Below are 22257 nucleotides of genomic sequence, written 5' to 3' on the forward strand. Positions count from 1 at the left end.
GACGATGGCGCCTTTGGCGCTATCCTGCCAGGCTGCGCTGCTCGTCGGGCAGCGGACGCGTCACGCCCATGACGACCAGGTCGACGAGGCTCGTCACAAATTCCTCGAAACGGGATGTCATCCTGGTGCGCAGCCGCTCTGGCGTCGATACGACATGATTGATGACGGCGCCGATCAATATGTCGAGAATCAGCGCGGGCGGCGTCGTCGCCGGAATTTCCTCGCGCGCGACCGCGCGCTGGACGATGGCCCGGCCCTGTTGCACCATATATTCGCGCCAGGGGTCGGCGAATTCCCGGACTTCGGGAAAACTTTGCGTATCGGCGCGCAGATAGAGAGCGACCGTGCCATAGGGACCGGTGAAGGCATCGAACACCGCGCGGCCGAGCGCCAGCAGGTCGGCGTGCAGCGATCCCTCGTCGATCGCTTCCACCTGCACCCAATGCCCGCGAAGGGCATCGTTGAGCAGCGCGCTTCGCGTCGGCCAGCGGCGGTACAGCGCGTCCTTGCCGACCCGCGCCGCCTTCGACAGCAGATCGAAATTGAAGCCGCGCCAGCCTTGCTGGCCGTACAGCGCGATCGCCGCTTCGAGGACACGACTTTCCATCGCGGGATCGCGCGGACGTCCTCGCGGCCGGGGCGGGTCTTGAGGCTGCGGCGCTTGCACTTCGGGTCTCCATCAATATACAGACGATTATCAACTGATAATCGAATCGCTCGATTGCGACAGACTAGCAAGGGAGAGACGCCGTGACGATGATCACCGCTGACGAGAGGGCCGCCATCCGCGAGAGCTTCGCCCGGCTGCTTACCGACCAGTGCAGCGAAGAGGATGTTCGCCGGACGATGGAGACCGACGCGGGCTATGACCCCGCGCTGTGGCAGGCGATGGCCAACATGGGGATACTGGGGTTGATCGTCGCGCCCGAGCATGGCGGGATCGGCGCCGGGCCGGTCGAGATCGAAATGGTCATGGAGGAAGCGGGCGCGCGGCTTCTCGCCGGTCCGCTGCTGTCGAGCGCCGTGCTGGCGGCGGGCCTGATTTCGGCGTCCGACGACGCCGACGCCAAGGCGCGGCTGTTGCCGGCTATCGCGTCGGGTGAGCGCAAGGCGACGGTGGCGTTCACCGGCGACAAGGGGTGCTGGACCGCGGAAGGGGTCGCGGTCGAGGCGCGGGGCGAGGGCGACGCCGTACGTCTTCATGGCGCCGCCTCCTTCGTGACGGCGGCGCATGTCGCGGACATTTTGCTCGTCGTGGCATCGACCTCCGGCGGCCTGGCGGTTTTCGAGGTGGATGCGAAGGCGTCCGGCGTCGGCATCGAGCGGCTCGAGAGCTGGGATCGAACGCAGCGTCTCGCGCGCATCGGCTTCGACGGCGTCCCGGCGAGACCGCTCGAGGGCGCAGGCGAAGCGGCCATCGAGCATGCGCTGGACCTTGCACGGGTTGCGCTTGCCGGCGAACAGGCGGGAGCCGCGCGCCGGATTTTCGATATCACCGTCGAATATCTAAAGACCCGGGTCCAGTTCGGCCGACCGATCGGCGGCTTCCAGGCGATCAAGCATATGGCGGCCGACCTGCTCATCGAAGTCGAGTCCGCGACCTCCGCCGCGCGCGCCGCCGCGCAGGCGATCGAGGATGATGCGCCCGACCGGCAGGTTCTGGTCAATCTCGCGGCATTCGCCTGCGCCGATGCGTTCAGCGAAGTCGCCGCAACCGCGATCCAGATGCATGGCGGCATCGCCTTCACCTGGGAACATCCGGCGCATCTCTATCTGCGCCGCGCCCGTGCCGACGCGCAATTGTTCGGCAGTTCGGACCTTTATCGCGAGCGCTATGTCGCCGCCCTGGAGAATGCAGCATGAGCAACGATCAGATCGATGTGCGCAGCGAAGTCCGCGCCTGGCTCGCCGAACATTGGGACGCCGATGCCCGTCGCCCGCGGTCGGGTGGCAGCACGAGCGATTTTATCGCGAAGGTCTTCGAAGCGGGCTGGGCGGCCCCGAGCTGGCCGGAGCAATGGTGGGGGCGCGGACTCGGCAAGGAGGATGCGAGCGCGGTGATTTCCGAATTCCGCAAGCAGCGCGCGCCGGGCGCGGGCCAGGACCGGACCAATATTACCGCCAACACCGTCATGAACTTCGGCAGCGATGCGCTGAAGCGAAAGATCGTACCCGAATTTCTGAGCGGCCGCGTGCATCAGTGCCTGCTTTACAGCGAACCCGGGGCGGGGTCCGATCTCGCCGCCATTCGCACGCGCGCCGAGCGCGATGGCAGCGACTATGTGATCAACGGCCAGAAGATCTGGACGTCGGGCGCGATGAGCGCCGACTATGGCCTGCTGATCGCGCGGACCGACTGGGATGTGCCCAAGCATGACGGGATCAGCTTCTTCCTCATCGAGATGCGGCAGCCCGGGATCGAGGTGCGTCCGATCAACCAGATCACCGGCGACAGCCATTTCAATGAAGTGTTTCTCGACAATGCGAGAGTCCCGGCGGAAAATATGGTCGGCGCGGAAGGACAGGGCTGGAAGGTGCTCCAGACGGCGCTCGCGGTCGAGCGGCTCGTCATGGGCGAGGGGGCGGGCGAACGGCGCCAGGGCTCGGCCAAGAGCAACGTCGTCAGCCTGATCGACATCGCGCGCGATGCCGGGAAGCTCGGCGATCCCGTTGCCCGCCAGGAGATCGCGCAGGCGATGGCCTATCGGCAGCTCAATGCACTCAACATGATGCGCGCCAAGGCCGAGATGGCGGCGGGCAGTTCGTCGCCGATCATGTCGCTCGGCAAGCTCGCCATGTCGCGGATCCTTCACGAGGATGCCCGCGTCATGACCCGGCTGCTCGGCGCCACATCGATGCTCGACGGTGCGGACCATCTTCGCGCCGCCGATGTCAATTATCGCACCGCCAATGCCTATATGACGTCGATCGGCGGCGGGACCGACCAGATCCAGCGCAACATCATCGGCGAGCGGGTGCTCGGTTTGCCGCGCGAGACCGAGGTCGATCGCAACCTGCCCTTCCGTGAATCGCGGGCGGTGACGGGCTGAAGCCCGTCGCTCGCACCGAACCAGCTTTCCCGGATCGGCCCGCCGCCGGTCCGGACCAGGATCCGGACGAATGGAAATCGCGATGACACAAGCCGAAGCGAGCAAGCCCCTGGCCGGGGTTCGCGTGCTCGATCTGGTCGTGGGACCGATGGCGGCGATCGGGCGCCAGCTTGCCGAGTTGGGCGCCGATGTCATCCGGCTCGAACCCGAAGGCGGCAGCGCCGACCGGCGGCAGGGGCCATCGGCCGGCGGTATCAGCCTCGATTTTGCGGCGGCCAATCCGGGCAAGCGGGCGACCGGCATCGGCCGCTTCGACGAACTGCTCGCCGGCGCGGATATTCTGATCGGCGGGCCCGGCTGCGACGCTGCGGCGGCGCTCGCGCGCTATCCGCGGCTCGTCGCGATGAAGGTGAGTCCCTTCGGCGATACCGGGCGTTTCGCGAACTGGCAGGCAACGGGCCCCGTCTATCACGCTCTGACCGGCGAACTGTCGCGCTCGGGAATCCCCAAGCGCGAACCCTTGCTGCCCCCGGGCGATCTCGCGCAGGCCTGCGCGGCGGTGCAAGGCGCCTATGTGGCGCTGCTGGCCTATTATAACCGGCTCCGGACCGGCGCCGGGGATCTTCTCGATTTTTCGGTGCTCGACGGCGCGGCGCAGGCGCTCGATCCGGGGTACGGCATCGCCGGCAGCGCCGCCGCGGGCATTCCCGCGTCGAAGCTCCCGCGCGGACGAGCCGAAGCGCGCTTCATGTATCCGATCCTGCCATGCAAGGATGGTTTTGTCCGGCTTTGCATTCTCGCGCCGCGCCAGTGGCGGGGCATGTTCGAATGGATGGGACGACCGGCCGAGTTCGCCGATCCCGCCTTCGATATTCTTCAGAACCGCTTCGCGTCACGCAGCTTGCTGCCCGCGATCGCGACATTCTTCGCCGACAAGACGCGCCGTGAAATCGAGGAAGCGGGGCAGCGCCACGGCGTCCCGGCCGCCGCGCTGCTCGATCTCGACGAAGCGCTCGGCACCGAGCAGATCGTGGCACGTCGCGCGTTCAGGCCCGTTGAGATTGCGCCGGGAATTTCGGCGCCGCTGCCCGACGGGACCGTGGAGATCGACGGGCGGCGAATGGGAGCCGATGGTCCCGCGCCTGCGCTCGACGCCGAGGCGGACTGGCGTTCGCCGCCACTGGAGCTGGAAGCGTCCGCCGCGGGCGAGCGGCCGCTGTCGGGGCTGCGCGTGCTCGATCTGGGCGTCATCGTTGTCGGTGCCGACAGCGCCCGGCTGCTCGGCGACCAGGGCGCCGATGTGCTCAAGATAGAAAATGCGGCCTTTCCCGACGGGAGCCGCCAGAACCGCACCGGGGGACTGATCTCGGCGACCTTCGTGGCAGGCCATCGCAACAAGCGGGGACTCGGGCTCAACTTGCGGCACGAGGAAGGCAAGCGCCTGCTGCATGAACTCGTCGCGCACAGCGATGTCGTCATGGCGAATTTCAAGGGCGGAACGCTGCAGTCGCTCGGGCTCGACTATGACAGTCTCAAGGCGTTCAATCCGGGGATTATCGTCGTCGACAGTTCGGCGTTCGGCCCAACCGGGCCGTGGAGCCGGCGCATGGGATATGGGCCGCTCGTTCGGGCCTCGTCCGGGCTCACCATGCAATGGCGCTATCCCGGCGAGGCCGACAGCTTCTCCGATGCGATCACCGTCTATCCCGATCATGTCGCGGCCCGCATCGGGGCGATCGCCACGCTCGCGCTGCTCGTGCGGCGGCTGCGCACGGGCATCGGCGGGTCGATCGCGATAAGCCAGTCGGAAGTCATGCTGAGCCATATGGCGGCGAAGATCGCGCGCCGCGTGCTCGAACGGGCAGGCGTCGCGGTGACGGGCGAGGAAGCCGAAGGGGCGTCCGCACTCTATCGCTGCGCGGGCGACGATGAATGGTGCGTCGTTTCGCTGCGCAGCGAGGCCGACCGGCAAGCGATGCTGTCGGTGACCGGCGGTGAGGATATCGGAACATGGCTCGCGGGGCAGGATCCGCGCGCGGCAATGGAGGCGCTCCAGGCGGCAGGGGTCCCGGCGGGCGCGATGCTGCGCGTGTCCGAGCTTCCCGAATTCGACTATTATGTCGAACGCGGTTCCTTCCGCAGCGTGACCCATCCGTATCGCGGCGAGCCGCATTTCGCGGAGACGGCGCCGGTGCGGTCGCTGCGCATGCCCGCGCCGCCCGAGGTTCCGGCGCCCTTGCCCGGCGAGCATACGGCGGAAATCGTTCGCGACATTCTCGGACTCGACGACGCGCGCATCGACCAGCTGATCGCCGAGGGCGCGCTCGAACAGTTCATCATGCCGGAGGATGCCGCGCGACGGTGCGCCCGGATGCCGGCCTCGCCGGCAAACCCCGCAAAATTCCCGAAAGGTTAAGCCCATGATCGATCCCGAACGCATCCCTGTCATTGTCGGCGTCGGCCAGATCAACGACCGGCCGGCCGACCCCGGGGAAGGCCTCGACCCCCTCGGACTGATGGTAGCGGCGCTTCGCCTGGCCGATACCGACGCCGGCGGGGGATGGCTTGCCGACCTCGATTCGCTTGCGATCGTCGACCAGATCTCGTTTCGCGATCTCGGCGATCTGTCGGCGCCTCTCGCCGACAGTCTCGGGGCGCGTCCGCGGATTTGCGAAAAGACCCGGATCGCCAGCGGCGACAGTCCGATCCTGCTTCTGAACGAAGCGGCCAATCGCATCGGTGCCGGCGAGATCAGGATCGCGGCGATCGCGGGCGGCGAAGCCCTGCGCACCGCCGCGCAGCGCGCCGCGGCCGCGCGCGGGACCGACGTCTCGGCGCAGAATGCCTCGCGCGCCGCCTCGACGCGTCGGACACCGAGCTATCGGCAGCGATACGGGCTCACCGCGCCGGTCGATGTCTACCCGCTTTACGAAAATGCCGGGCGTGCGGCTTATGGACAATCGCTGGACGAAGCGCAGGCCGAAAGCGCGGAGATCTGGTCGCGCTTTTCCGAAGTCGCCGCCGCCAACCCGGGCGCCTGGCTTCGCAAGCCGGTCTCCCCCGAAACGGTGCGGACGCCGACCGCCGAAAATCGTCCGATCGCGCACCCCTATACCAAGCTGATGGTCGCCAACTCGTCGGTCAACCAGGGGGCGGGCTTCCTGGTAACCAGTCTCGGCGAAGCCCGGCGGCGCGGCGTTCCCGAGGAGAAACTCGTCTATGTGGGGCAGGGCGCCGCGGCCCACGAAGCCGACGATCCGCTGGGCCGCGATCGCTATGACCGCAGTCCCGGCATGATCGTGTCGCTTCAGCGCGCACTGGCGGTCAACCGGCTGACGAGCGCAGATCTCGATTTCGTCGAACTCTACAGCTGCTTTCCCTGCGTGCCGAAGATGGCGCGCCGCGTCATCGACTGGCCTGTCGACAGGCCGGCAACGGTTTTCGGCGGCCTTACTTTCGGGGGCGGGCCGATCGGCAATTATATGAGCCACGCGGTTGTCGGCATGGTCGAGGCGCTCCGCGCCGAAGGACGCTTCGGCCTGCTCTTCGCGAACGGTGGCTTTGCGACGCACAACCACAGCATCATCCTCGGTCGCGAACCGGTCCCCGGTGCTGTCCATCCCGGCGAGTTTGCCTTCCAGGACGAGGCCGACGCCATGCGGGGGCCTGTGCCCCGGACCGTCGAAGACTATGAAGGGCCCGCCACGATTGAGACCTACACCGTGCTCTACGAGCGTGACGGTGCGCCGAAGCAGGGTGTGATCGTCGCGCGCACGCCCAATGGCGATCGCACGCTGGCGATGATATCGGGGAAGGATGCTGCGGCGATGGCATTTCTGACCGACGGTATTGCCGAGCCGGTCGGCAGTGCGGGAGATATCACGATCGATAGCGATGGGTGGCAGGTCTGGCAGACAAGTCCTGCCTGATATGCTTTTAGTGCCGCCGGGGCGTCGCTGCCGGTGACGGGCTGCCCAAAGCTGACATCGGCGGGTTCGAGGTCCGACGTGCCGCCACCGGTTAACGACATTTAGCAGGACATCAGCCATGTATGTAATAGTCACGGGCAGCGCCGGAAAACTCGGACGTGCTGCCGTTGCCGCCTTGCGCAAGGCAGGGCACCGTGTCGTGGGTCTCGATGTCCAGGGACCGGTCGCTGCCGCGCAGTCGCTTCGCGCCGACTGTACCGACTTCGGTCAGGTGATGGGCGCGTTCTCCGGGATCGACATCACGGGCGGAGTTCCCGACGCCGTCGTGCATCTCGCCGGCATACCGATGCCGGGGCTCGCAACCGACCAGCGAAGCTTCGAGGTCAATACGATCTCCACCTACAATGTTTTTTCAGCCTGTGCCCGGCTTGGGATTTCGCGGATCGTGTGGGCATCGAGCGAAACCATCTTCGGACTGCCGTTCGACGAACCTCCGGCGTCGGTCCCGCTCGACGAAAGCCATTCCGACCGACCCAACTGGTCCTATGCCTTGTCGAAGCAACTTGGCGAAACGATGGCCGGGAATTTCTGCCGTTGGGCGCCGGGGCTTTCGATAGCGTCGCTCCGTTTCTCGAACGTCTATTCCCTCGAGGATTATGAACAGCTTCCTGCCATTCAGGCGAAACCCGCCTGGCGAAAGATGAACCTCTGGGCCTATGTGGATGCCGAAGACGCAGGCGAGGCCTGCCGTCTTGCGGTCGAGGCGGCTTTCGAAGGGCATCAGCGTCTGGTGATCGCTGCCGACGACAGCCTGATGGCGGTCGAAACGTCTCGTCTTCTCGACGATCATTTTCCCGGCATCGAGGCGACCCGCGCGATCAAGGGTCATGCCTCGCTCCTTTCGTCGGACCGGGCTAAAGCGGTTCTCGGGTATCGGCCGCGCTTCAGCTGGCGCGATCGGGTTTCGGCGAAAGCGTAAAGCCGCTGGCGCGCTGTGCCGCCGACGTCGGCGATACCTGGCCATGGGCGAGCGGCGAGCCGGCACGGCAGAGTCCGGGCACATTCAAAGCCCCCTGATCACGTCGCCGGACAGCACCGTGATGACCCAAGCCGCGACCGGACGTCGGGCGCGTTGACGAGCAGGCCTTCCAGCCGCGTTAGTCGAACCATGGTCCCGCGAGCGGTTCCGCCAGATATCGCTGTGCGGTCTTGACGAGCCGCTGAACCCGCAGGCGGTAGGACGCGCTTGCCACGCGCCAGCGCGATGGCGCGATCGCGTCGCCCCAGAGCTGGCGCGCGATGGCCTGCTGGTTTGCGCCCGCCAGCAAGGCGTCGCCAACGCGTAGCTCCATGATCCACTGCGCCGCCCTGCGTTCCTTGGGCATCATCGACCCGGGAAGATGGCCTTTCTCGGCAAGAACGACGAATTGCTTCAGGGATTCTAGCTTCGGCCTGGCTGACTGCAGACCCGTTATGCGGTGCTCGACAAGAACCGGGCCGCCCAGGAGCGTGCCGTCGTGCAAGTCGAGGCGGACGGCCCAATGGCCGTCGCTGAGCAACCAGTGCTCGTTGCCGGACGCGTCTATTTCGACCGACACGAAGGCAGCGACTTCGCGCACATCGAACAGGTCATCGGCGGGGCTGTCATTCGCGGCCGGCCTCCCGCGCAGCACGCGCGGGTCCCGTTCGATGCTCCAGATTGGCCGCGCGGCAGGCGTCGCAAGGGCTGGATCGATCCAGCCCAGCAGCCCGATATCGGCTAGGAAGCCGCTCGGAGCGAAGGCGCGGGCCTCCCATTGCCTTCGATAGCGGCTGTTGCGGCGAAGCCATTCCCACGCAAAGGCCCGCCGATCCGAAATCAGCAACTCGGCATAGGACTGAGCCGAGCGCCAGTCGGCAGCTGGCCCCCCCGTCATCTCATATACTCGGAATATCTTCGGAATATTTTCATGCGGCGGCGATGCGGCGACAAAGGACCGGCGTCAGCGGCTGCCAGGGAGCGGTTTCGAGCGGGGCGGCACTATGGCTGGAGCCGCCCGGAAGCCGGGGGGATATCCATGGCTGCGGATGCCCGGACCGGGCAGGGACCGCACAATGCGCGCGCTATTCGGCTCCTTCGGCAAAATAGGCGCGCAGGCGATGGGCGACCTCGGGCGTGAGGCTCACGAGGCTACGCCGGCCATCATGGGCGTCGGGCGATCGCGCGAGGATGCCGGCATCGCACAGCCGCTGGATGAGCTTCATCGCGCTGCTCGTCGGGATCGCCGCAGTGATGCAGAGCGAGGACATGGAGAGTGGCTGCCCTCGCGACTGATGGATGAACAGGTCGACGAGCATGTCCCAGGCCGGTTCGCCGAACAGCTCGGGGTTCCCGAGGAGCTGCCTGCGCAATATTCTCCGCCGCATGGCGGTTTCGGCGTTTCGCTGCGCGAGCGCATCCGTCTCGTCGGCGGGATCCGGATGGCTCCGCAGGAAGAAGGGCAGGAATTTTCCGCGCGGTCGCATCTGGGCCGACCCCTCGATCAGATTATAGGTTCGCGTTCCCGTCACGATGATGTGTTCTAGAATTTCGACGTCGAGCGCTCGGCCGACCTCTTCCAGACGCCGTGTCGCGCTCAGGTCTTCCGCGCTCGGTGCCGGGTCGCCGCTCGGGTGGTTGTGGACGAGAATGATCGACGCGGCGTTGTGTTCGAGCGCGCGCCTGAAGATGGTCCGCGGATAGATCGCCAGTTGCGCGAGCGAACCGCGCTGGACTTCCTCGTCGGCGATCAGGCTGCGCGCTGGATCGAGAAAAAGGACGCGCAGCCGTTCCTCGGGCAGGCTGCCCATCGACGCGATGAGATACCGGCAGAGGTGCCGGTTGCGCGGATCAATCCGGACCGTTCTGAGATCGGAGCGCATTCCTTCGAGCATCGCGTCGCGAACATTGGTGAGGAACGAGGCCAAGCCTGGATAGCCCGCCAGAAAGTGGGTCAGCCTTTCGGGAGATTGCGACCAGATCCGGCTCAGGCTTGTGAACTCGTCGAGAAGTCTGTTCGCTATCGTGTCGCAGTCGTCGGGCGCGATCGCCGCGACCAGCCTCGCCAGGATCGATCGTTCCCGTTCGCGCGCAGCCGCCTGACATGCCGCCAGGTTGCGAGGGCGAGAAGGGGAGGCAGAAGCCAGGATGCAGCGACCTGCATCGTCTGGTACGCCACCGGGTGAAACGAAATCTCCATCGCCTTGCCGACATGGGCCATGAGAGGAAAGATCTGAAGAACGGCCGCCGGCATCGGCCAGAAGCGATGGGCCGTCAGTGCCAGCACCAGCGTCGCGATTGCCGCAGCGATATCGATTGCCAGATGGCCCGCGTCGATCGAGGAGAAGCGCGGCGGGACAAACAGATGCAGGATCTGGTCTGCGAGCGCCATTGCAATCAATATCAACGCCATGGCCCGCTCGGGACCGCCGCCTCTCCTGAGGGCATGCGACGGATCGAACGAAGGATCTCTATGTGGCGCTCATTCGCGCCATTTTTCGGATGGCGATGCGCGAATGGGAATGGATCGACACGATGCCGGCGTTCAAGACCTACGAGAAGGGCAAGAAGGTTCGCGTTCGCTGGATCACCCACGAACAGGCCAAGGCGCTGCTTCTCGAACTGCCCGAGCATCAGCGCGACGTGGTCGTGTTTGCCCTTGCCACTGGCCTGCGCCAGGGCAATGTTCTCGGCCTGACCTGGGACCGCGTCTTCATGGACCGGCGCCAGGCGACGATCGAGCATGGCGATACCAAGAACGAGGACGCCCTCGGCGTCGCGCTCAACGATATCGCGATGGCCGTGCTCATGCGGCAGCGGGGCAAGCATAATACGGCGGTGTTCACCTATCGGGGCGAAAGGCTCCGGTCGGCGAACACAAGGGCATGGCGCAAGGCGCTCGTGCGCGCGGGGATCACCAATTTCCGCTGGCACGATCTTCGCCATACTTGGGCGAGCTGGCTGAGGCAGGCGGGTGTTCCCACCTGGGTGCTTCAGGAACTCGGCGGCTGGAAATCGGAATCGATGGTGCGGCGCTATGCGCACATGTCGGTCGACCATTTGCAGCCCTATGCCGACCGGCTGGGATTCGAGCCTGACCTTGAGCGGGAACGGGTCCGCCGCGCCGAGGGAGCTTACGTCACAAAATCACCTACAAAGCTTGCGCCAAGCGGGCTTCGTCTGGTGGCCTCGAACGGCGTAAGTGTTTGAATGATAAGGGAAAGAAATGGTGGACGCACTAGGGCTCGAACCTAGGACCCGCTGATTAAGAGTCAGCTGCTCTACAGAAGACCAGTTTGGACGTGTTTGGAAAATGTTCAACGCGTCAGTGGTTTATCGCGATTCTGCTTGATCTCTCTGCGCTGATTGTGTTTCTCTTTGGACATCCGGTGATTGCCGGGTGATTGCTCAGAGGGACAGATGCCTAGCCTGAAGATTACTAAGCGCGCGGTCGATGCGCTCCCAGCTACCGGATCTCAGACATTCGTGTGGGACACGGAGGTCAAGGGCTTTGGGCTCAAGGTCACCCCAGCCGGCAAGCGCACCTACGTTTTCCAGTATCGCACCGGAGGTCGTGAGACCGCAACACAGCGGGTCACGATCGGCGAGCATGGAAGCCCTTGGTCCCCTGACGCCGCTCGCAAGGAGGCGCTCCGTCTGTCAGGGCTCGTGCGGCAGGGAGGCGATCCCCGCGAGGATGCGCGGCAGCGCCGCAAGGCAGCCGTTACGTTGGCTTTCTCCGATTATGCGGACTTCTTCGTTGACCGCTACCTCAAGCCAAAGTGGAAGACGTGGCGCGAAGCGGAGCGCATTCTCAACCGGGATGTCAAGCCCATGTTCCGCCGTCGTCCGCTTCCCTCGATAAGCAAGGGCGATATCGACGACCTGCTCAGCGGGATGGACGATCGTCCGGCGCTAAAGCGGCAAGCTTACGCGATCCTCAAGAAGCTCTTCAATTGGGCTGTGAAGACAAGGGGCGACATCGTTGCGTCGCCGATGGACTCGATGGAAGCGGTTTCCACAGTCCCTTCTCGCGCGCGGCACCTTGCAGCGGAGGAGTTGGCAGCATTCGTCCTTGCCGTCGACCAAACCCCCTTTCCGTTCGGGCCCTATTTTCGGATGCTCGCAGGAACTCTGCAACGGCGAGCCACCGTGGCAGGTGCCGAATGGAGCCAGTTTTCCAGGAACCGCGAGTTATGGTCGATCCCGGCGCAGCTCATGAAGAATGGCCTGGACCACGTCGGGCCATGCAATAGCGACGTGCGAGAGACGCTGGAGTCGCTCGGGCCGAAGCGCGCCGGGTTGATCTTCACCACAACGGGCTCGACTGGCATAAGCGGGTTCTCCAAGGCCAAGTCAGCGCTGGACAGGCGCATGACCAAGATTCTGAGGGCAAGGGCCGAGCAGCGGGGTGAAGACGTGGCCGATATCCACGATTCGGTTCTGTTGCCGCCATGGAGGTTCCACGATCTTCGCCGCACCGGGGTCACCGCTCTCCAAGCCATGGGTGTCCCGGTAGAAGTCACCGAGGACATCCTTGCACACACGAGCGGCACGCGAGAAGGTGTAGCCGGCGTTTACAATAAATATAGATACTTGCCCGAGAAGCGGATCGCACTGGAGCTCTGGGGCGAGTTCCTGCGTGATCTGCGAAGCACGACTCTGGCGGCCGAGCCGCACCGGAAATGGCTTTATGCGGATCGGTTGAAGCGCCTGGACGCGGATGCCACCTGAACGCCCCAGACAGGGGCAATATGCACGATCACTTTTGGAGCATGGCTGGGCGGCAAGATTGGTTTGATCCTGAGCCGACACGGGCGATGTTTCTCGCCCAATTCATGGTCGAGCTTGGGCTCCTGCGCCATGGCACGAGCTGGGACGGCGCGGTCGGCAATGGCCGCGCTGCTGCACCGCAGCCCGGATGTGGTGGGCGCAATCGACCACTGGGTCTTCAGCTGGCCGGAAGGTGAGCAACCGACGGTCGCCGAAGCCGAGCGCACCATCAGCATCTTCTTGCGCTGCCAAGGCTTGGCAAATGTCCCTGCCGTATGGGGCTACCATGGAGACACCGAGAACGCGCACCTCCATCTGCAGGTTATGCGGATCGACCGCCAGACAGGCGCGCGCCTGACCGGTGGCGACGGTTGGGACATCGACACGGCGCATCGCGCCAAGGCGGTGATCGAGGCCGAGTTCCCGCACTGGACGGCCGAGCTGGGCTCGCGATATGCGGTGCGCGACGGCGTTCTCGTCGAAAAGGCGTCCGATCAGGTGATCGGGAAAGCAGACGACACGGCGAGCTGGAAGCGACGTCGCGGCAAGTCGGACGTGATCACGCCGGAACCCACGCCAGAGTCAAGGCAGTGCGCGCGAGCCTGCTGCTGATCGCGGCCAGGTATATTCCTGCGGTCTGAATAGCGCCTCACGCTTGAGGAAGTTGAGCAGCAGGTTCGCGTCCGTGAGGACGCCGCGACTTCCGAACGCGCCGTCCCCGCCAGTCGCCGTCACTTCGCCGACCAAGCGCAACGTGGGCGCACCCTCCACCTCGCTGAACTCGCCTTCGCGAATGAAGGTAAGCTGGTCGACTAGGGTCTGGTCAATCGTGATAGGCAGCTTTCCGTCATCCAGCAGTCCGGCGTCCAGGTCGGCGATAAGCGCGCGGCCCGGCCCGAGCCGGAATAGCCTCTCCACCATCGGGAGCACCTGCTGTCGCGCCTCATAGTCACGGGCGTCGAGCATCGCGCGCAAGTCCGCATATTTGATGCGGGATGATTGTCCAGGGTAGCGAAAGAAGATGTCGCCCTCGCGCAAGTCGCCGTCCTGCTTGGTCACGATCACCGGCCGGCCCGGATGTTGTTCGACGTGCAGCACGCCCACAGCCTTTCCGCCGATTGTTACGACAGCCGATCGCACCCGCGGCGTTGGGTCCAGCTTTGATTTCAGGTGTTTCGTAAAATCGCTCGGGTCGGCATTGCCGAACTCGGTGGAGCTGAGACCCAGCACGGCGTAGCTCTTGTCGACCCCGCCTGCCTTCGCTGAATCGATATCGTGAACGCCGAACAGGATGTAGCCGCCACGATTGTTGGCGAGGGCAGCAACCGCGCGTAGCCATGTTGAGGCGTGCTTAAAGCCGAAGTTCGCCTTGCACTCATGCTCGTCTGTTTCACCCGCACGAAAGCGCCAGGTGCCACCAGCATCCTGTCCGAAAAGCGCTTCGATGGTAGCCGGATCGACAGGACTGGTGGGCCGGGGCGGCGGCGGTAACGCCGAGCCGCCTAAGTTTGCAGCGAGGAAGGCGTCCAGCTCGGCGTCGGTCGCAACCGGAATTGTGGCCGAGTTGCTGTAAGTGCCGTCGGTGATGTTGGTGATCCGCCCTGAGTTCACCTGACGGTCCGGCCGGTTGAAGTAGAACTGAATGGCGCTGTTCCGCATCCCACGACGCTTCATCGCCTTGATAAGCGCGATCTCCTTGTCGGTGATGCTGCGCCTCGGCATCAGCCTCCGAATGCCTCGTGCACCATCGCGGGGACGAGCGCGTCGATTTCGGCGGCGGTTCCGGCTTGAGTGGCGTGGGCAGCTCGGGCTTTGGCCTGGAGACGGTCGAACCAGTGCTGGGCGTCAAGCGGGGGGACGGGGACGGTGATAGCCTTCAGTGCCTTGATACCGAGGGTGCGATTACGCCCCGCGCCGCCGGGCGAAGCGCGTCCGAGCGCCAGCATGCCGTCGGCGGTGAGGAACCAGTAGCGGAGGAAATCGGCCGTCGCGCGCGCCGGGTCCGGGACACAGGTGAGGAATCGGTGGGAGCCGACGCGGCCGTCGTCCTGGGGCGCGGCGACGGCGACCGCGCCTTCCCAGGCGAACACGATGTTGAACAGCAAATCGTTCGCCTCGATCGTGAACAACTTCTTGGAGCCGACCTCTATTCCGGGCAGCTCAGGTTTGTGGAACGTTCCCCTGCCGAATGAGCGGACGCCAAGTTCGCGGTAGGTCGCCTCCGGGACAATCGTCACCGGTCGGCGGACGAGCGGAGCGACATCGCCCATCCGCGCGTAAGGCGCATCGGCGATGATACGGGCGAAGGCGGCGCGCAGGGTGGCGGCGATCTGTGCCTCCGAGCTCGCAGTAGCAGCGCTATGTATGGCCACTGCTTTGGCGACCTGCTCCAGCTGATGTTCAATGATCTCCTGCTCACTCGCTGGCGATCTTTGCGAATCTTGAGTTATCCTGTTCAGGATCTCTGCTGATCTCCGCTCGTTCGCGAGCGCCGCCATCACGATTTCGCCGGGCGCTCGGGGGTCTTCGGCTTCCTTCGCATTGGGGTTCTTCTGGTCCAGATTGACTGCGCGAACCTCCCCGGCCTCGTCGCGCTCGATCAGCGCTGGGCCGCACACCTTCCACGCGCGTGCGTCGTCGCTTCGTGCATTCCACCATGCGATCAGATCTGCGAGGTCGGCGGTCTGCAGCGGCGCCGTCTTGCTGTATTTCCGGCGCCCCTGCGGCGCGGGCTGCTCCCAATAACAGATTTCGCCGGTGGGGCCGCTGGTATCGAAGAACAACAGGTTGGTGGCGATGTCGGTATAGGGTGCGAACACGCCTTCCGGCAGCCGCACGATCGTGTGGAGGTTGAACCGCTCAAGCAGGTCCGCTTTGATCCGGGCAGCGACGCCATCGCCGAACAGCACACCGTGCGGCACGACCACGGCGGCACGTCCCTTACCTCCGCGCTTCAGCCGCCGCATTATCAGCTGAAGGAACAGCAGTGCCGTCTCGGCCGTGCGTCGCTCGTTGGGAAAGTTCGAGAGGATGCCCGCCTCTTCCTCGCCGCCGAAGGGCGGATTGGAGAGGATCACCTCCACCCGCTCGCGCTCTCCAATGTCGGCAAGACGGAAGCGCAGTGCGTTGCCTGGGTCGATGTCAGGAGCCTCCAGCCCGTGCAGCAGCAGGTTCATCTGCGCGAGCAGGTATGGGAGCGGCTTAGCCTCGACGCCATGGAGCGCCCCGTTCTGCAGCTGCGCGCGCTTCTCAACCGTGTCAGCCTGTGCCGCCATGTGGGCATAGGCTTCCGTGAGGAAGCCCCCCGTGCCACATGCGGGGTCGAGCACCTTCTCGCAAATTCGCGGGTTCACTCGGTCAACCATGAACCGGACCACCGGGCGGGGCGTGTAGAATTCGCCGCTGTCGCCGGCGACGTCCCGCATCTCCCGCAACAGCGTCTCGTAAAGGCGACCGAGCGTGTGCATCTCTTCCGAGCTGTCGAAGTGGATGCCGTTCACGAGATTGACGACGTCGCGCAGGAGATAGCCGCTCTCCATGCGGTTCTGGATCCCGCGGAACACGGTGGCGATCACGTCGCGCCGGTCACGTCCACCGTTTTGACCGCGAAGGCCGCGCAGATAGGCGAACAGGCCGGGACCGCTCGTGTCGTCGGGTCGCGTCGCCTCGTCGGCATTGATGAAGGAGAGCAGGTCAGGTCCGGTGATGCCATCCTTGTCCGCTGCCCAGTCACGCCAGCGATAAGGCGCCTCGATCGCTGGGTGAAACTGGGCCCCGGCGAGCTCCGCCTCGTCCTCGTGGACGCGTTCCAGGTCGTCCAGGAACTTGAGGAACATGACCCAGGTGAGCACGGGCAGCCGGTCGAGGTCGCCGTTCAGCCCCTTGTCTTTGCGCATGATCTTGCGCGCCGACTTGACGATCGCGTCAAGGCGCTGGGCGGTGGTGGGCGGGGCGGCAATCTTCTTGGGCTGACGGGCCATGTTGTTCCTTCTGGTGCGGTCAGGCCGCGTATAGCGCTTCAGTCAACTCCGCCATGGCCGCCCGCATCGCCTGCGGCCCGCCGAAGCGCCGAGCAATCTCACTGGGGTTGCCGAAGTCGGAGACGGGCTGGACCTTAAGCGCCTGCGGCAGAGCAAGCTGGTCGGGACCGCCGGTTGCGTATTTGTCCAGCAGCGCGTCAAGCACCGCCCGGGCGTCCTCTCCGTAGCGCGCGAAAAGATCGGGGTTGCGGGCTCGCAATGCCTTGGCGCGTTCCGAGCGGGTGGTCAGCGGCGCATTCCAGGCGAGATGGCATAGGAGGTCGAACGCGTCATCGTCGGGGCGGCCGGTGTCCCGGGCAAGGGCGTGCAAGTCGATGCCGCGCTCCGCAAGCGCATCGATCACGGCGCCGCGCTTTTCGGGTAGCGCCCATTCCGCCCTGAAAGCGGCCGGCGTGGCGAACAGCGTGCGGATCTTCTCGCCGGTCCAGTCGGTCAGCTTTCGGCAGGTCAGCCGCTTTCCGTCGGCGTCGAGGTCATAGACGAGGTGGGCCACGACTTCGACCTCTCCGCCATCGACGTAGAGCTTGCGGGGTAGGTCGTCGCTGGGATCGTCCGGCGGTAACTCAGTCGGCTTGGTCGGCTCGTCAGAATCGCGATCCTCTGCACTGTGCTGCTCCGCCGTCTCGCGCTCGATCTCCTCGCCGTCCTGGTCGATCTCGATCGTCGTCACAGCGACCGGATCGCCGTCGAATGCCGGGTCCGCGAATTTCTCGGTCGCCGTCCCTGTATAGTCGAGGATGGAAAACCAGAGCTTGCCATAGTCCTCGCGCAGACGTGTGCCGCGGCCGATGATCTGCTTGAACTCGGCCATCGAGCCGACCACGCGGGCGAGCACCACATTCTTGCACGTGGGAGCGTCGACCCCGGTTGTGAGCAGCTGCGACGTGGTGAGGATCACCGGCGTCTCCGCCTCGAGGTCCTGGAAGCTGGAGAGTTTGCCCTTGCCGATATCGCCTTCGTTGGCGGTGACGCGGGCGACGTAATCCGCGTGCTTAGCAACCAGATCGGAGTTCAGGTTGATGAGCGCCTGGCGCATTTCGCTCGCATGATCTTGGTCGACGCAAAACACGATCGTCTTGGCGAACCGATCTGTGCTCTTGAGGAAGTCTGTCAGGTGGCGTGCGATTGCCTCGGTGCGGGCGCGAAGCGCGACGACGCGCTCAAAGTCCCTGGTTTGATACTCATCATCTGGCACCTCGCGGCCAAACCGGTCTAGCTCGCCCGCGCTCGGCCGCCAGCCGACTGCGTCGATGTCGGTCACGATCCGGTGGACGCGATAGGGCGCGAGGAAGCCATCGGAGATCCCTTGCGCCAGGCTGTATGTATAGAGCGCCTCGCCGAAATAGGCGTAGGTGTCGCGACTTTCCTCGCGCAGCGGCGTCGCGGTCATGCCGAGTTGATAGGCAGGCTCGAACCAGTTGAGGATCTCGCGCCATGAGCTATCGGCACGCGCGCTGCCGCGATGGCATTCGTCGATGACGATCAGGTCGAAGAAGTCCGGCGCGAACTCGCGATAGAGGCCGGGCCGGCGCTCGTCCGCGGCGATCGCCTGATAGGTCGAGAAATAGATGTCGCGGCCGTGGCTTACCGCGTTCGAGGCGAGCTTCCAGCGCGCGTCGCCGAACGGTGCGAACGTCTTGTCCTTGGGATCGTCCACCAGAATGTTGCGGTCGGCGAGGAATAGGACCTTCGGCTTGCGGTGGTCACCCCGCTTGTTCCAGCCGGCAGACCATAGTCGCCAACAGATCTGGAAGGCGACGGCGGTCTTGCCCGCGCCCGTGCAGAGGTTCAGCAGCGCACGCCGCTCACCGCCAAGGATCGCCTCGAGTGCGCGATTGACGGCGATCTCTTGGTAGTAGCGCAGCGGCCGTTCGGCGTCGGGGAAGCCGGGGGCAAGCAGCTTGGCGGCGGCCGCGTCGGGCAGATCGAGCTCGCCTCGTTGACGCCCCCATAGTTCGGCTGGGGTCGGGAAATCCGCGCGGGTCACCTCCGTGCCGGCGGCGAGGTCGATCTCGACGATCTCGTGACCGTTGCTGGCGTAGGCGAAGCGCAGGCCAAGCACCTCGGCATAGTCGCGCGCCTGCTGCACACCGTCCTGAACCGAACGATAACCCGCCTTCGCTTCAATCACTGCGATTTGGTAATCGGGCCGGTAGCGCAGGATGTAGTCCGCGCGCTTCTTCTGTCCGCGCCGAGGCTGACCGCCGACGAACATCACCCGTCCGTCGGTGAAGGTCCGCTGTTCTTGGATCGCGCACGGCGGATCGTCCCAACCCGCTCTCTGCAGGCGGGGAACGATCAGCTTCCGACAGGTGTCCGCTTCGGTGGCCATGTTTGACTGAAGTTGTGCCGTCAACGCAGGCAGATTGCAATAACTTGCACGGCGCGCCGGCCGGACTGTCTGAGGTCGGCAATCCTAAAGCGGCTGCTGAGCGGGGAGATTCGAGAGGTCGCGCCTGTGACCGATTGAGGTGACCGTGAAGGGGGGAGGAAAAGCCTCGCTGCCGAGCGGTCGATAATCAATCAGGAGCATCGACCATGACTCAAATCAATGACGCCGCCTCTGCCGAGGCGGCACATTCGCGACTTCCGAGCGATCCGGATGTGCGGATTTTGCGCCGAGTATCGGCATTGGAGGACTTCCCGCTCGCGTCGCGACGTGAGGGACCCGTGCGCCGCATCGGGATCGTCGACACCGAGACGACCGGGACCGATCCACGGACCGACGAGATCATCGACATCGCGGTCGTAGTGCTCGAGGTTGATGCCGCCGGAGAGATCGTCGGCATCGCGAGCGCCGGACAGGCGCTGCGTGATCCGCACATGCAGATTCCTCCGCATATCACCTGGCTAACCGGCATCAGCGACGAAGACGTGCGCGGGAAATCGATCGATCTGGACGTGCTTGAGCGCCGGTTAGCGAGCGCCGACGTCCTAGTCGCGCACAACGCGCGATTCGACATCGCCTTCCTCGAAGACCTCTTGCCCGGCCTCGCTGGCGCGGCATGGGCGTGTTCGGCGATCGACTTCGACTGGATTGGCGCCGGGTTCGATGGAGCCAAGCTCGGTCACCTCCTGATGCAAATCGGGCGATTCAACGGCGCGCACCGGGCTATGTCGGACGTCGTCAGCCTCATGCATCTTCTCGCTCACCGCCTGCCGCACGGCGGCACGGTGCTCGGTGACCTGCTCGAAAGTGCCGAGCGGAGGACCGTCCGTTTCGAAGCGACCGGAGCCCCGTTCGATCGGCGGAGCCTCCTCAAAGCGCGTGGCTACCGTTGGGATACGCGCCACCGCGTCTGGTGGCGCGAAATGGACGAGCAGGAATGCGCAGCCGAGGAAGGCTGGTTCCGCGATCACATCGCCCCCGCCGGTCCGGTGCCGCGAATGATCCCGCTCATGCGCCACGGACTGACTCTCCCCGGTGGGTGGAAGTGGCTGGCGTTCGGCGGTGGGAATGGCGCACGTCACCTTGATCTCGCCCGCATTATGACCGGCGGCTTCAGAATGAAGCCGATTCATATGGCCGAAGTGCTCGCGGCGATGGATCTGCCGGGCAAGCTCACCGCACCGCCGTTCGCCCTCGCGCGCCTGATTTACGCGGAGCGCTGGGAGGAAGTAAGTCAGGCATGTGAGGTCGACGTTTTGTCGACGTCTCTCCTCCTCGCCCGCTGGCGCCAGCTGCACGATCCACGAGTCGATCCGGGTGTCGTCGAGGATCGCATTCTGCGCCAGGTCATCGAGCTGATGCCGAACCGCGGCTACGCAGATGAGCTGCGGGCGCGCAGGAGCGCGCGGTTCGCTGCGCAGGTCACAAGCGCGGCGATCGAGGCCAAGACCTTGGCGCCGGGGCTATAACAGAACGCTGCATAAGCCGCATTCGGTAGGGACCAGCACTCAATCCGGCGATGCCAGCAGCGACCGATCGTCGGCGGCTAAAAGAATTTATGGGTCCGGCAGCAAAGGTCAGGTTCTGCGGGTAATCCACACCCGCAGAACCAGTCTTAGAGCCTGATTCTAAATTATCAGGCGTAATTTCATAGTCTTGCGATACGACGCGTAAAGAGCTGGATCGATGCGATGAAGAGCCATGCGGTTGCGGACGCGATGGTCTGTTCGAAGTCCTTGGCGAGACGCCGGTTTCGGTTGAGCCATGCCAGCGTTCGCTCGACGACCCAGCGCCGGGGCAGCACGACGAAGCCTTTCGCGGTATCGGACCGCTTGACGATTTTGACGGTCCATTTGCCGATCCGGCGCAGCGCGTGGCGCAGCTTGTCCCCGGCATAGCCGCCATCAGCAAAGACGTGGCGCAGCCAGGGGAAGCGCCGGACGATTTCGGCCAGCACCAGCGGCGCACCGTCGCGGTCCTGGATGTCGGCGGTGTGGATCACGGCGTGGACCAGATTGCCTTCCGTATCGGTGAGGATATGGCGCTTGCGGCCCTTGATCTTCTTGCCCGCATCATAGCCCCGCGGCCCGCCGCTTTCCGTGGTTTTCACGCTCTGGCTGTCGATCACTCCGGCGCTGGGCGAAGCCTCGCGGCCGACAGCTTCCCGACCTATCAGCAGCAAAGCATGGTTGAGCGAAAGCCACAGGCCGTTGTCGCGCCACAGGTAGAACCAGCGTCGCACCGTCGAGACCGGCGGAAAGCACGGCGGCAGCATCCGCCACGGCAGCCCGCCGCGCAACAGATACAGGATCGCCTCGACAATCCGCCGCAGCGGCCACTTGCGCGGGCGGCCCACATGGGAGGGCCGTGGGAAGAGCGGCTCCAGCAACGCCCATTCGGCATCGGTCAAATCGCTTGGCAAAGCCAGCTCCGCACGGGCATACTGCGCCCGAGTGGTATCGGTCCACATCGCTGATCTCCGGAAGTTTTCGCAAAAACCCCTGAATCAACAACTTGGGCTAGCGTCAAGCTAACCTGCTGATACCACTCAACTTAGTTTCGGATCAGGCTCTAAAGGAAATATTGTTGAGACTTATCCCGCTTGCGATCATTCGCTGGACAACCGCCAAGGCGTCCAGCGTTTGCTCTCCTATGCCCGGGGCATCGGTTAGCTCACGGATATATCCGGGCGCAAATGTGTCATTCTGCTCCTTGTCCCCCTGCCCTTCGCGCCAGTCGTCAGTCCCGCGATATGCAACAACATACTGTCCATTTTTCTGAAATACCGTAGCCGAAAAGCCGCTATCCGGGTCGGTGTAACTACGAAGCAGATCAACCGACCAGCCCTCGAGTCCCGGAATCTGCTCGGTCGTTAACGACTGCAGACCGGTATCGCTTCTCTGCCCGTCGAGGCTACGGCTAATTCCTTCTTTTCGATAGTAATAATAGGACTGAGCACTCAGTAAAACATACTCGCTCGCAGACGGTGCGGACATTTTATCCATCCTATACTGAAACGCATATCTCCAAATATGCATGCATGATAAATCAGGTATTA

General features: G+C 64.6%; 18 protein-coding genes. 9 read left to right on the top strand and 9 right to left on the bottom strand.

Features of this window, described 5'->3' with window-relative positions:
• Positions 1–19: 19 nt before the first annotated feature.
• Entirely contained in the window at positions 20–607 is a 588-nt protein-coding gene (locus ATE59_RS05480; protein WP_058811499.1) for a TetR/AcrR family transcriptional regulator, read from the bottom strand.
• Between the two features lie 149 nt (positions 608–756).
• On the opposite strand from ATE59_RS05480, the gene ATE59_RS05485 reads away from it, so the two are divergent.
• The 5 genes from ATE59_RS05485 (at position 757) to ATE59_RS05505 (ending at position 7958) form a co-directional block, all read left to right on the top strand.
• Complete coding sequence (locus ATE59_RS05485; RefSeq protein WP_058811500.1) at positions 757–1863, top strand: acyl-CoA dehydrogenase family protein; 1107 nt, start codon at positions 757–759, stop codon at positions 1861–1863.
• Entirely contained in the window at positions 1860–3050 is a 1191-nt protein-coding gene (locus tag ATE59_RS05490; protein WP_058811501.1) for an acyl-CoA dehydrogenase family protein, read from the top strand. Before ATE59_RS05485 ends, ATE59_RS05490 begins: the two co-directional genes overlap by 4 nt.
• Before the next feature lie 82 nt (positions 3051–3132).
• A complete protein-coding gene (locus ATE59_RS05495) occupies positions 3133–5466 on the top strand; it encodes a CaiB/BaiF CoA-transferase family protein (protein ID WP_058811876.1) in 2334 nt (777 codons plus the stop codon).
• 4 nt (positions 5467–5470) lie between these two features.
• Positions 5471–6979, top strand: coding sequence for an acetyl-CoA acetyltransferase (locus ATE59_RS05500; protein ID WP_058811502.1), 1509 nt, complete (start codon positions 5471–5473; stop codon positions 6977–6979).
• 118 nt (positions 6980–7097) lie between these two features.
• Positions 7098–7958 carry an NAD-dependent epimerase/dehydratase family protein gene (locus ATE59_RS05505; RefSeq protein ID WP_058811503.1) on the top strand — a complete coding sequence of 287 codons (861 nt, stop codon included), beginning with the start codon at positions 7098–7100 and terminating at the stop codon, positions 7956–7958.
• Positions 7959–8136: 178 nt separating this feature from the next.
• Here ATE59_RS05505 and ATE59_RS05510 read toward each other — a convergent pair whose 3' ends face one another.
• The 3 genes from ATE59_RS05510 to ATE59_RS05520 form a co-directional block, all read right to left on the bottom strand.
• A complete protein-coding gene (locus ATE59_RS05510) occupies positions 8137–8895 on the bottom strand; it encodes a transcriptional regulator domain-containing protein (protein WP_058811504.1) in 759 nt (252 codons plus the stop codon).
• A gap of 187 nt (positions 8896–9082) precedes the next feature.
• On the bottom strand, positions 9083–9925 hold the full coding sequence (locus ATE59_RS17510; protein ID WP_082657313.1) for a JAB domain-containing protein: 843 nt from the start codon (positions 9923–9925) through the stop codon (positions 9083–9085).
• A gap of 92 nt (positions 9926–10017) precedes the next feature.
• Entirely contained in the window at positions 10018–10410 is a 393-nt protein-coding gene (locus ATE59_RS05520; protein ID WP_156416712.1) for a hypothetical protein, read from the bottom strand.
• Between the two features lie 62 nt (positions 10411–10472).
• Between ATE59_RS05520 and ATE59_RS05525 the strand changes: the two genes are divergently transcribed.
• From ATE59_RS05525 to ATE59_RS05535, 3 genes are all read left to right on the top strand, one after another.
• On the top strand, positions 10473–11207 hold the full coding sequence (locus ATE59_RS05525; protein WP_156416713.1) for a site-specific integrase: 735 nt from the start codon (positions 10473–10475) through the stop codon (positions 11205–11207).
• Between the two features lie 210 nt (positions 11208–11417).
• A complete protein-coding gene (locus ATE59_RS05530; RefSeq protein WP_058811507.1) occupies positions 11418–12731 on the top strand; it encodes a tyrosine-type recombinase/integrase in 1314 nt (437 codons plus the stop codon).
• A 129-nt stretch (positions 12732–12860) separates the two neighbouring features.
• On the top strand, positions 12861–13382 hold the full coding sequence (locus ATE59_RS05535; protein ID WP_156416714.1) for a relaxase/mobilization nuclease domain-containing protein: 522 nt from the start codon (positions 12861–12863) through the stop codon (positions 13380–13382).
• On the opposite strand, the gene ATE59_RS05540 is transcribed toward ATE59_RS05535, so the two are convergent.
• Genes ATE59_RS05540 through hsdR form a run of 3 tightly spaced genes read right to left on the bottom strand, consistent with a single transcriptional unit; the run spans position 13353 to position 19142 of the window.
• On the bottom strand, positions 13353–14492 hold the full coding sequence (locus ATE59_RS05540) for an ATP-binding protein (RefSeq protein ID WP_058811509.1): 1140 nt from the start codon (positions 14490–14492) through the stop codon (positions 13353–13355). The genes ATE59_RS05535 and ATE59_RS05540 overlap by 30 nt on opposite strands.
• Positions 14492–16750, bottom strand: coding sequence for an N-6 DNA methylase (locus tag ATE59_RS05545; protein ID WP_058811510.1), 2259 nt, complete (start codon positions 16748–16750; stop codon positions 14492–14494). Before ATE59_RS05545 ends, ATE59_RS05540 begins: the two co-directional genes overlap by 1 nt.
• Positions 16751–16769: 19 nt before the next feature.
• Positions 16770–19142, bottom strand: a complete 2373-nt coding sequence (gene hsdR, locus ATE59_RS05550; RefSeq protein WP_058811511.1) for an EcoAI/FtnUII family type I restriction enzme subunit R — start codon at positions 19140–19142, stop codon at positions 16770–16772.
• 206 nt (positions 19143–19348) lie between these two features.
• Here hsdR and ATE59_RS18190 point away from each other — a divergent pair, with 206 nt between their 5' ends.
• Positions 19349–20668: a 3'-5' exonuclease gene (locus ATE59_RS18190; protein WP_082657314.1), complete on the top strand. Its 1320-nt coding sequence runs from the start codon at positions 19349–19351 to the stop codon at positions 20666–20668.
• Positions 20669–20847: 179 nt separating this feature from the next.
• Here ATE59_RS18190 and ATE59_RS05560 read toward each other — a convergent pair whose 3' ends face one another.
• Positions 20848–21669 (bottom strand): IS5 family transposase, encoded by an 822-nt coding sequence (locus ATE59_RS05560; protein WP_058811512.1) that lies wholly within the window; start codon positions 21667–21669, stop codon positions 20848–20850.
• A 94-nt stretch (positions 21670–21763) separates the two neighbouring features.
• A complete protein-coding gene (locus ATE59_RS05565; protein WP_156416715.1) occupies positions 21764–22204 on the bottom strand; it encodes a hypothetical protein in 441 nt (146 codons plus the stop codon).
• Positions 22205–22257 lie beyond the last annotated feature (53 nt).

It is taken from the genome of Sphingopyxis sp. A083 (genome assembly GCF_001468495.1).
GTDB lineage: Bacteria > Pseudomonadota > Alphaproteobacteria > Sphingomonadales > Sphingomonadaceae > Sphingopyxis > Sphingopyxis terrae.

What these genes read in the sequence shown, in the direction of transcription:
- ATE59_RS05480 (WP_058811499.1), bottom strand. Translation starts at nt 607, where the DNA reads ATGGAAAGTCGTGTCCTCGAAGCGGCGATCGCGCTGTACGGCCAGCAA.
- ATE59_RS05485 (WP_058811500.1), top strand. Translation starts at nt 757, where the DNA reads ATGATCACCGCTGACGAGAGGGCCGCCATCCGCGAGAGCTTCGCCCGG.
- ATE59_RS05490 (WP_058811501.1), top strand. Translation starts at nt 1,860, where the DNA reads ATGAGCAACGATCAGATCGATGTGCGCAGCGAAGTCCGCGCCTGGCTC.
- ATE59_RS05495 (WP_058811876.1), top strand. Translation starts at nt 3,133, where the DNA reads ATGACACAAGCCGAAGCGAGCAAGCCCCTGGCCGGGGTTCGCGTGCTC.
- ATE59_RS05500 (WP_058811502.1), top strand. Translation starts at nt 5,471, where the DNA reads ATGATCGATCCCGAACGCATCCCTGTCATTGTCGGCGTCGGCCAGATC.
- ATE59_RS05505 (WP_058811503.1), top strand. Translation starts at nt 7,098, where the DNA reads ATGTATGTAATAGTCACGGGCAGCGCCGGAAAACTCGGACGTGCTGCC.
- ATE59_RS05510 (WP_058811504.1), bottom strand. Translation starts at nt 8,895, where the DNA reads ATGACGGGGGGGCCAGCTGCCGACTGGCGCTCGGCTCAGTCCTATGCC.
- ATE59_RS05520 (WP_156416712.1), bottom strand. Translation starts at nt 10,410, where the DNA reads ATGGCGTTGATATTGATTGCAATGGCGCTCGCAGACCAGATCCTGCAT.
- ATE59_RS05530 (WP_058811507.1), top strand. Translation starts at nt 11,418, where the DNA reads ATGCCTAGCCTGAAGATTACTAAGCGCGCGGTCGATGCGCTCCCAGCT.
- ATE59_RS05535 (WP_156416714.1), top strand. Translation starts at nt 12,861, where the DNA reads ATGGCACGAGCTGGGACGGCGCGGTCGGCAATGGCCGCGCTGCTGCAC.
- ATE59_RS05540 (WP_058811509.1), bottom strand. Translation starts at nt 14,492, where the DNA reads ATGCCGAGGCGCAGCATCACCGACAAGGAGATCGCGCTTATCAAGGCG.
- ATE59_RS05545 (WP_058811510.1), bottom strand. Translation starts at nt 16,750, where the DNA reads ATGGCCCGTCAGCCCAAGAAGATTGCCGCCCCGCCCACCACCGCCCAG.
- hsdR (WP_058811511.1), bottom strand. Translation starts at nt 19,142, where the DNA reads ATGGCCACCGAAGCGGACACCTGTCGGAAGCTGATCGTTCCCCGCCTG.
- ATE59_RS18190 (WP_082657314.1), top strand. Translation starts at nt 19,349, where the DNA reads ATGACTCAAATCAATGACGCCGCCTCTGCCGAGGCGGCACATTCGCGA.
- ATE59_RS05560 (WP_058811512.1), bottom strand. Translation starts at nt 21,669, where the DNA reads ATGTGGACCGATACCACTCGGGCGCAGTATGCCCGTGCGGAGCTGGCT.
- ATE59_RS05565 (WP_156416715.1), bottom strand. Translation starts at nt 22,204, where the DNA reads ATGGATAAAATGTCCGCACCGTCTGCGAGCGAGTATGTTTTACTGAGT.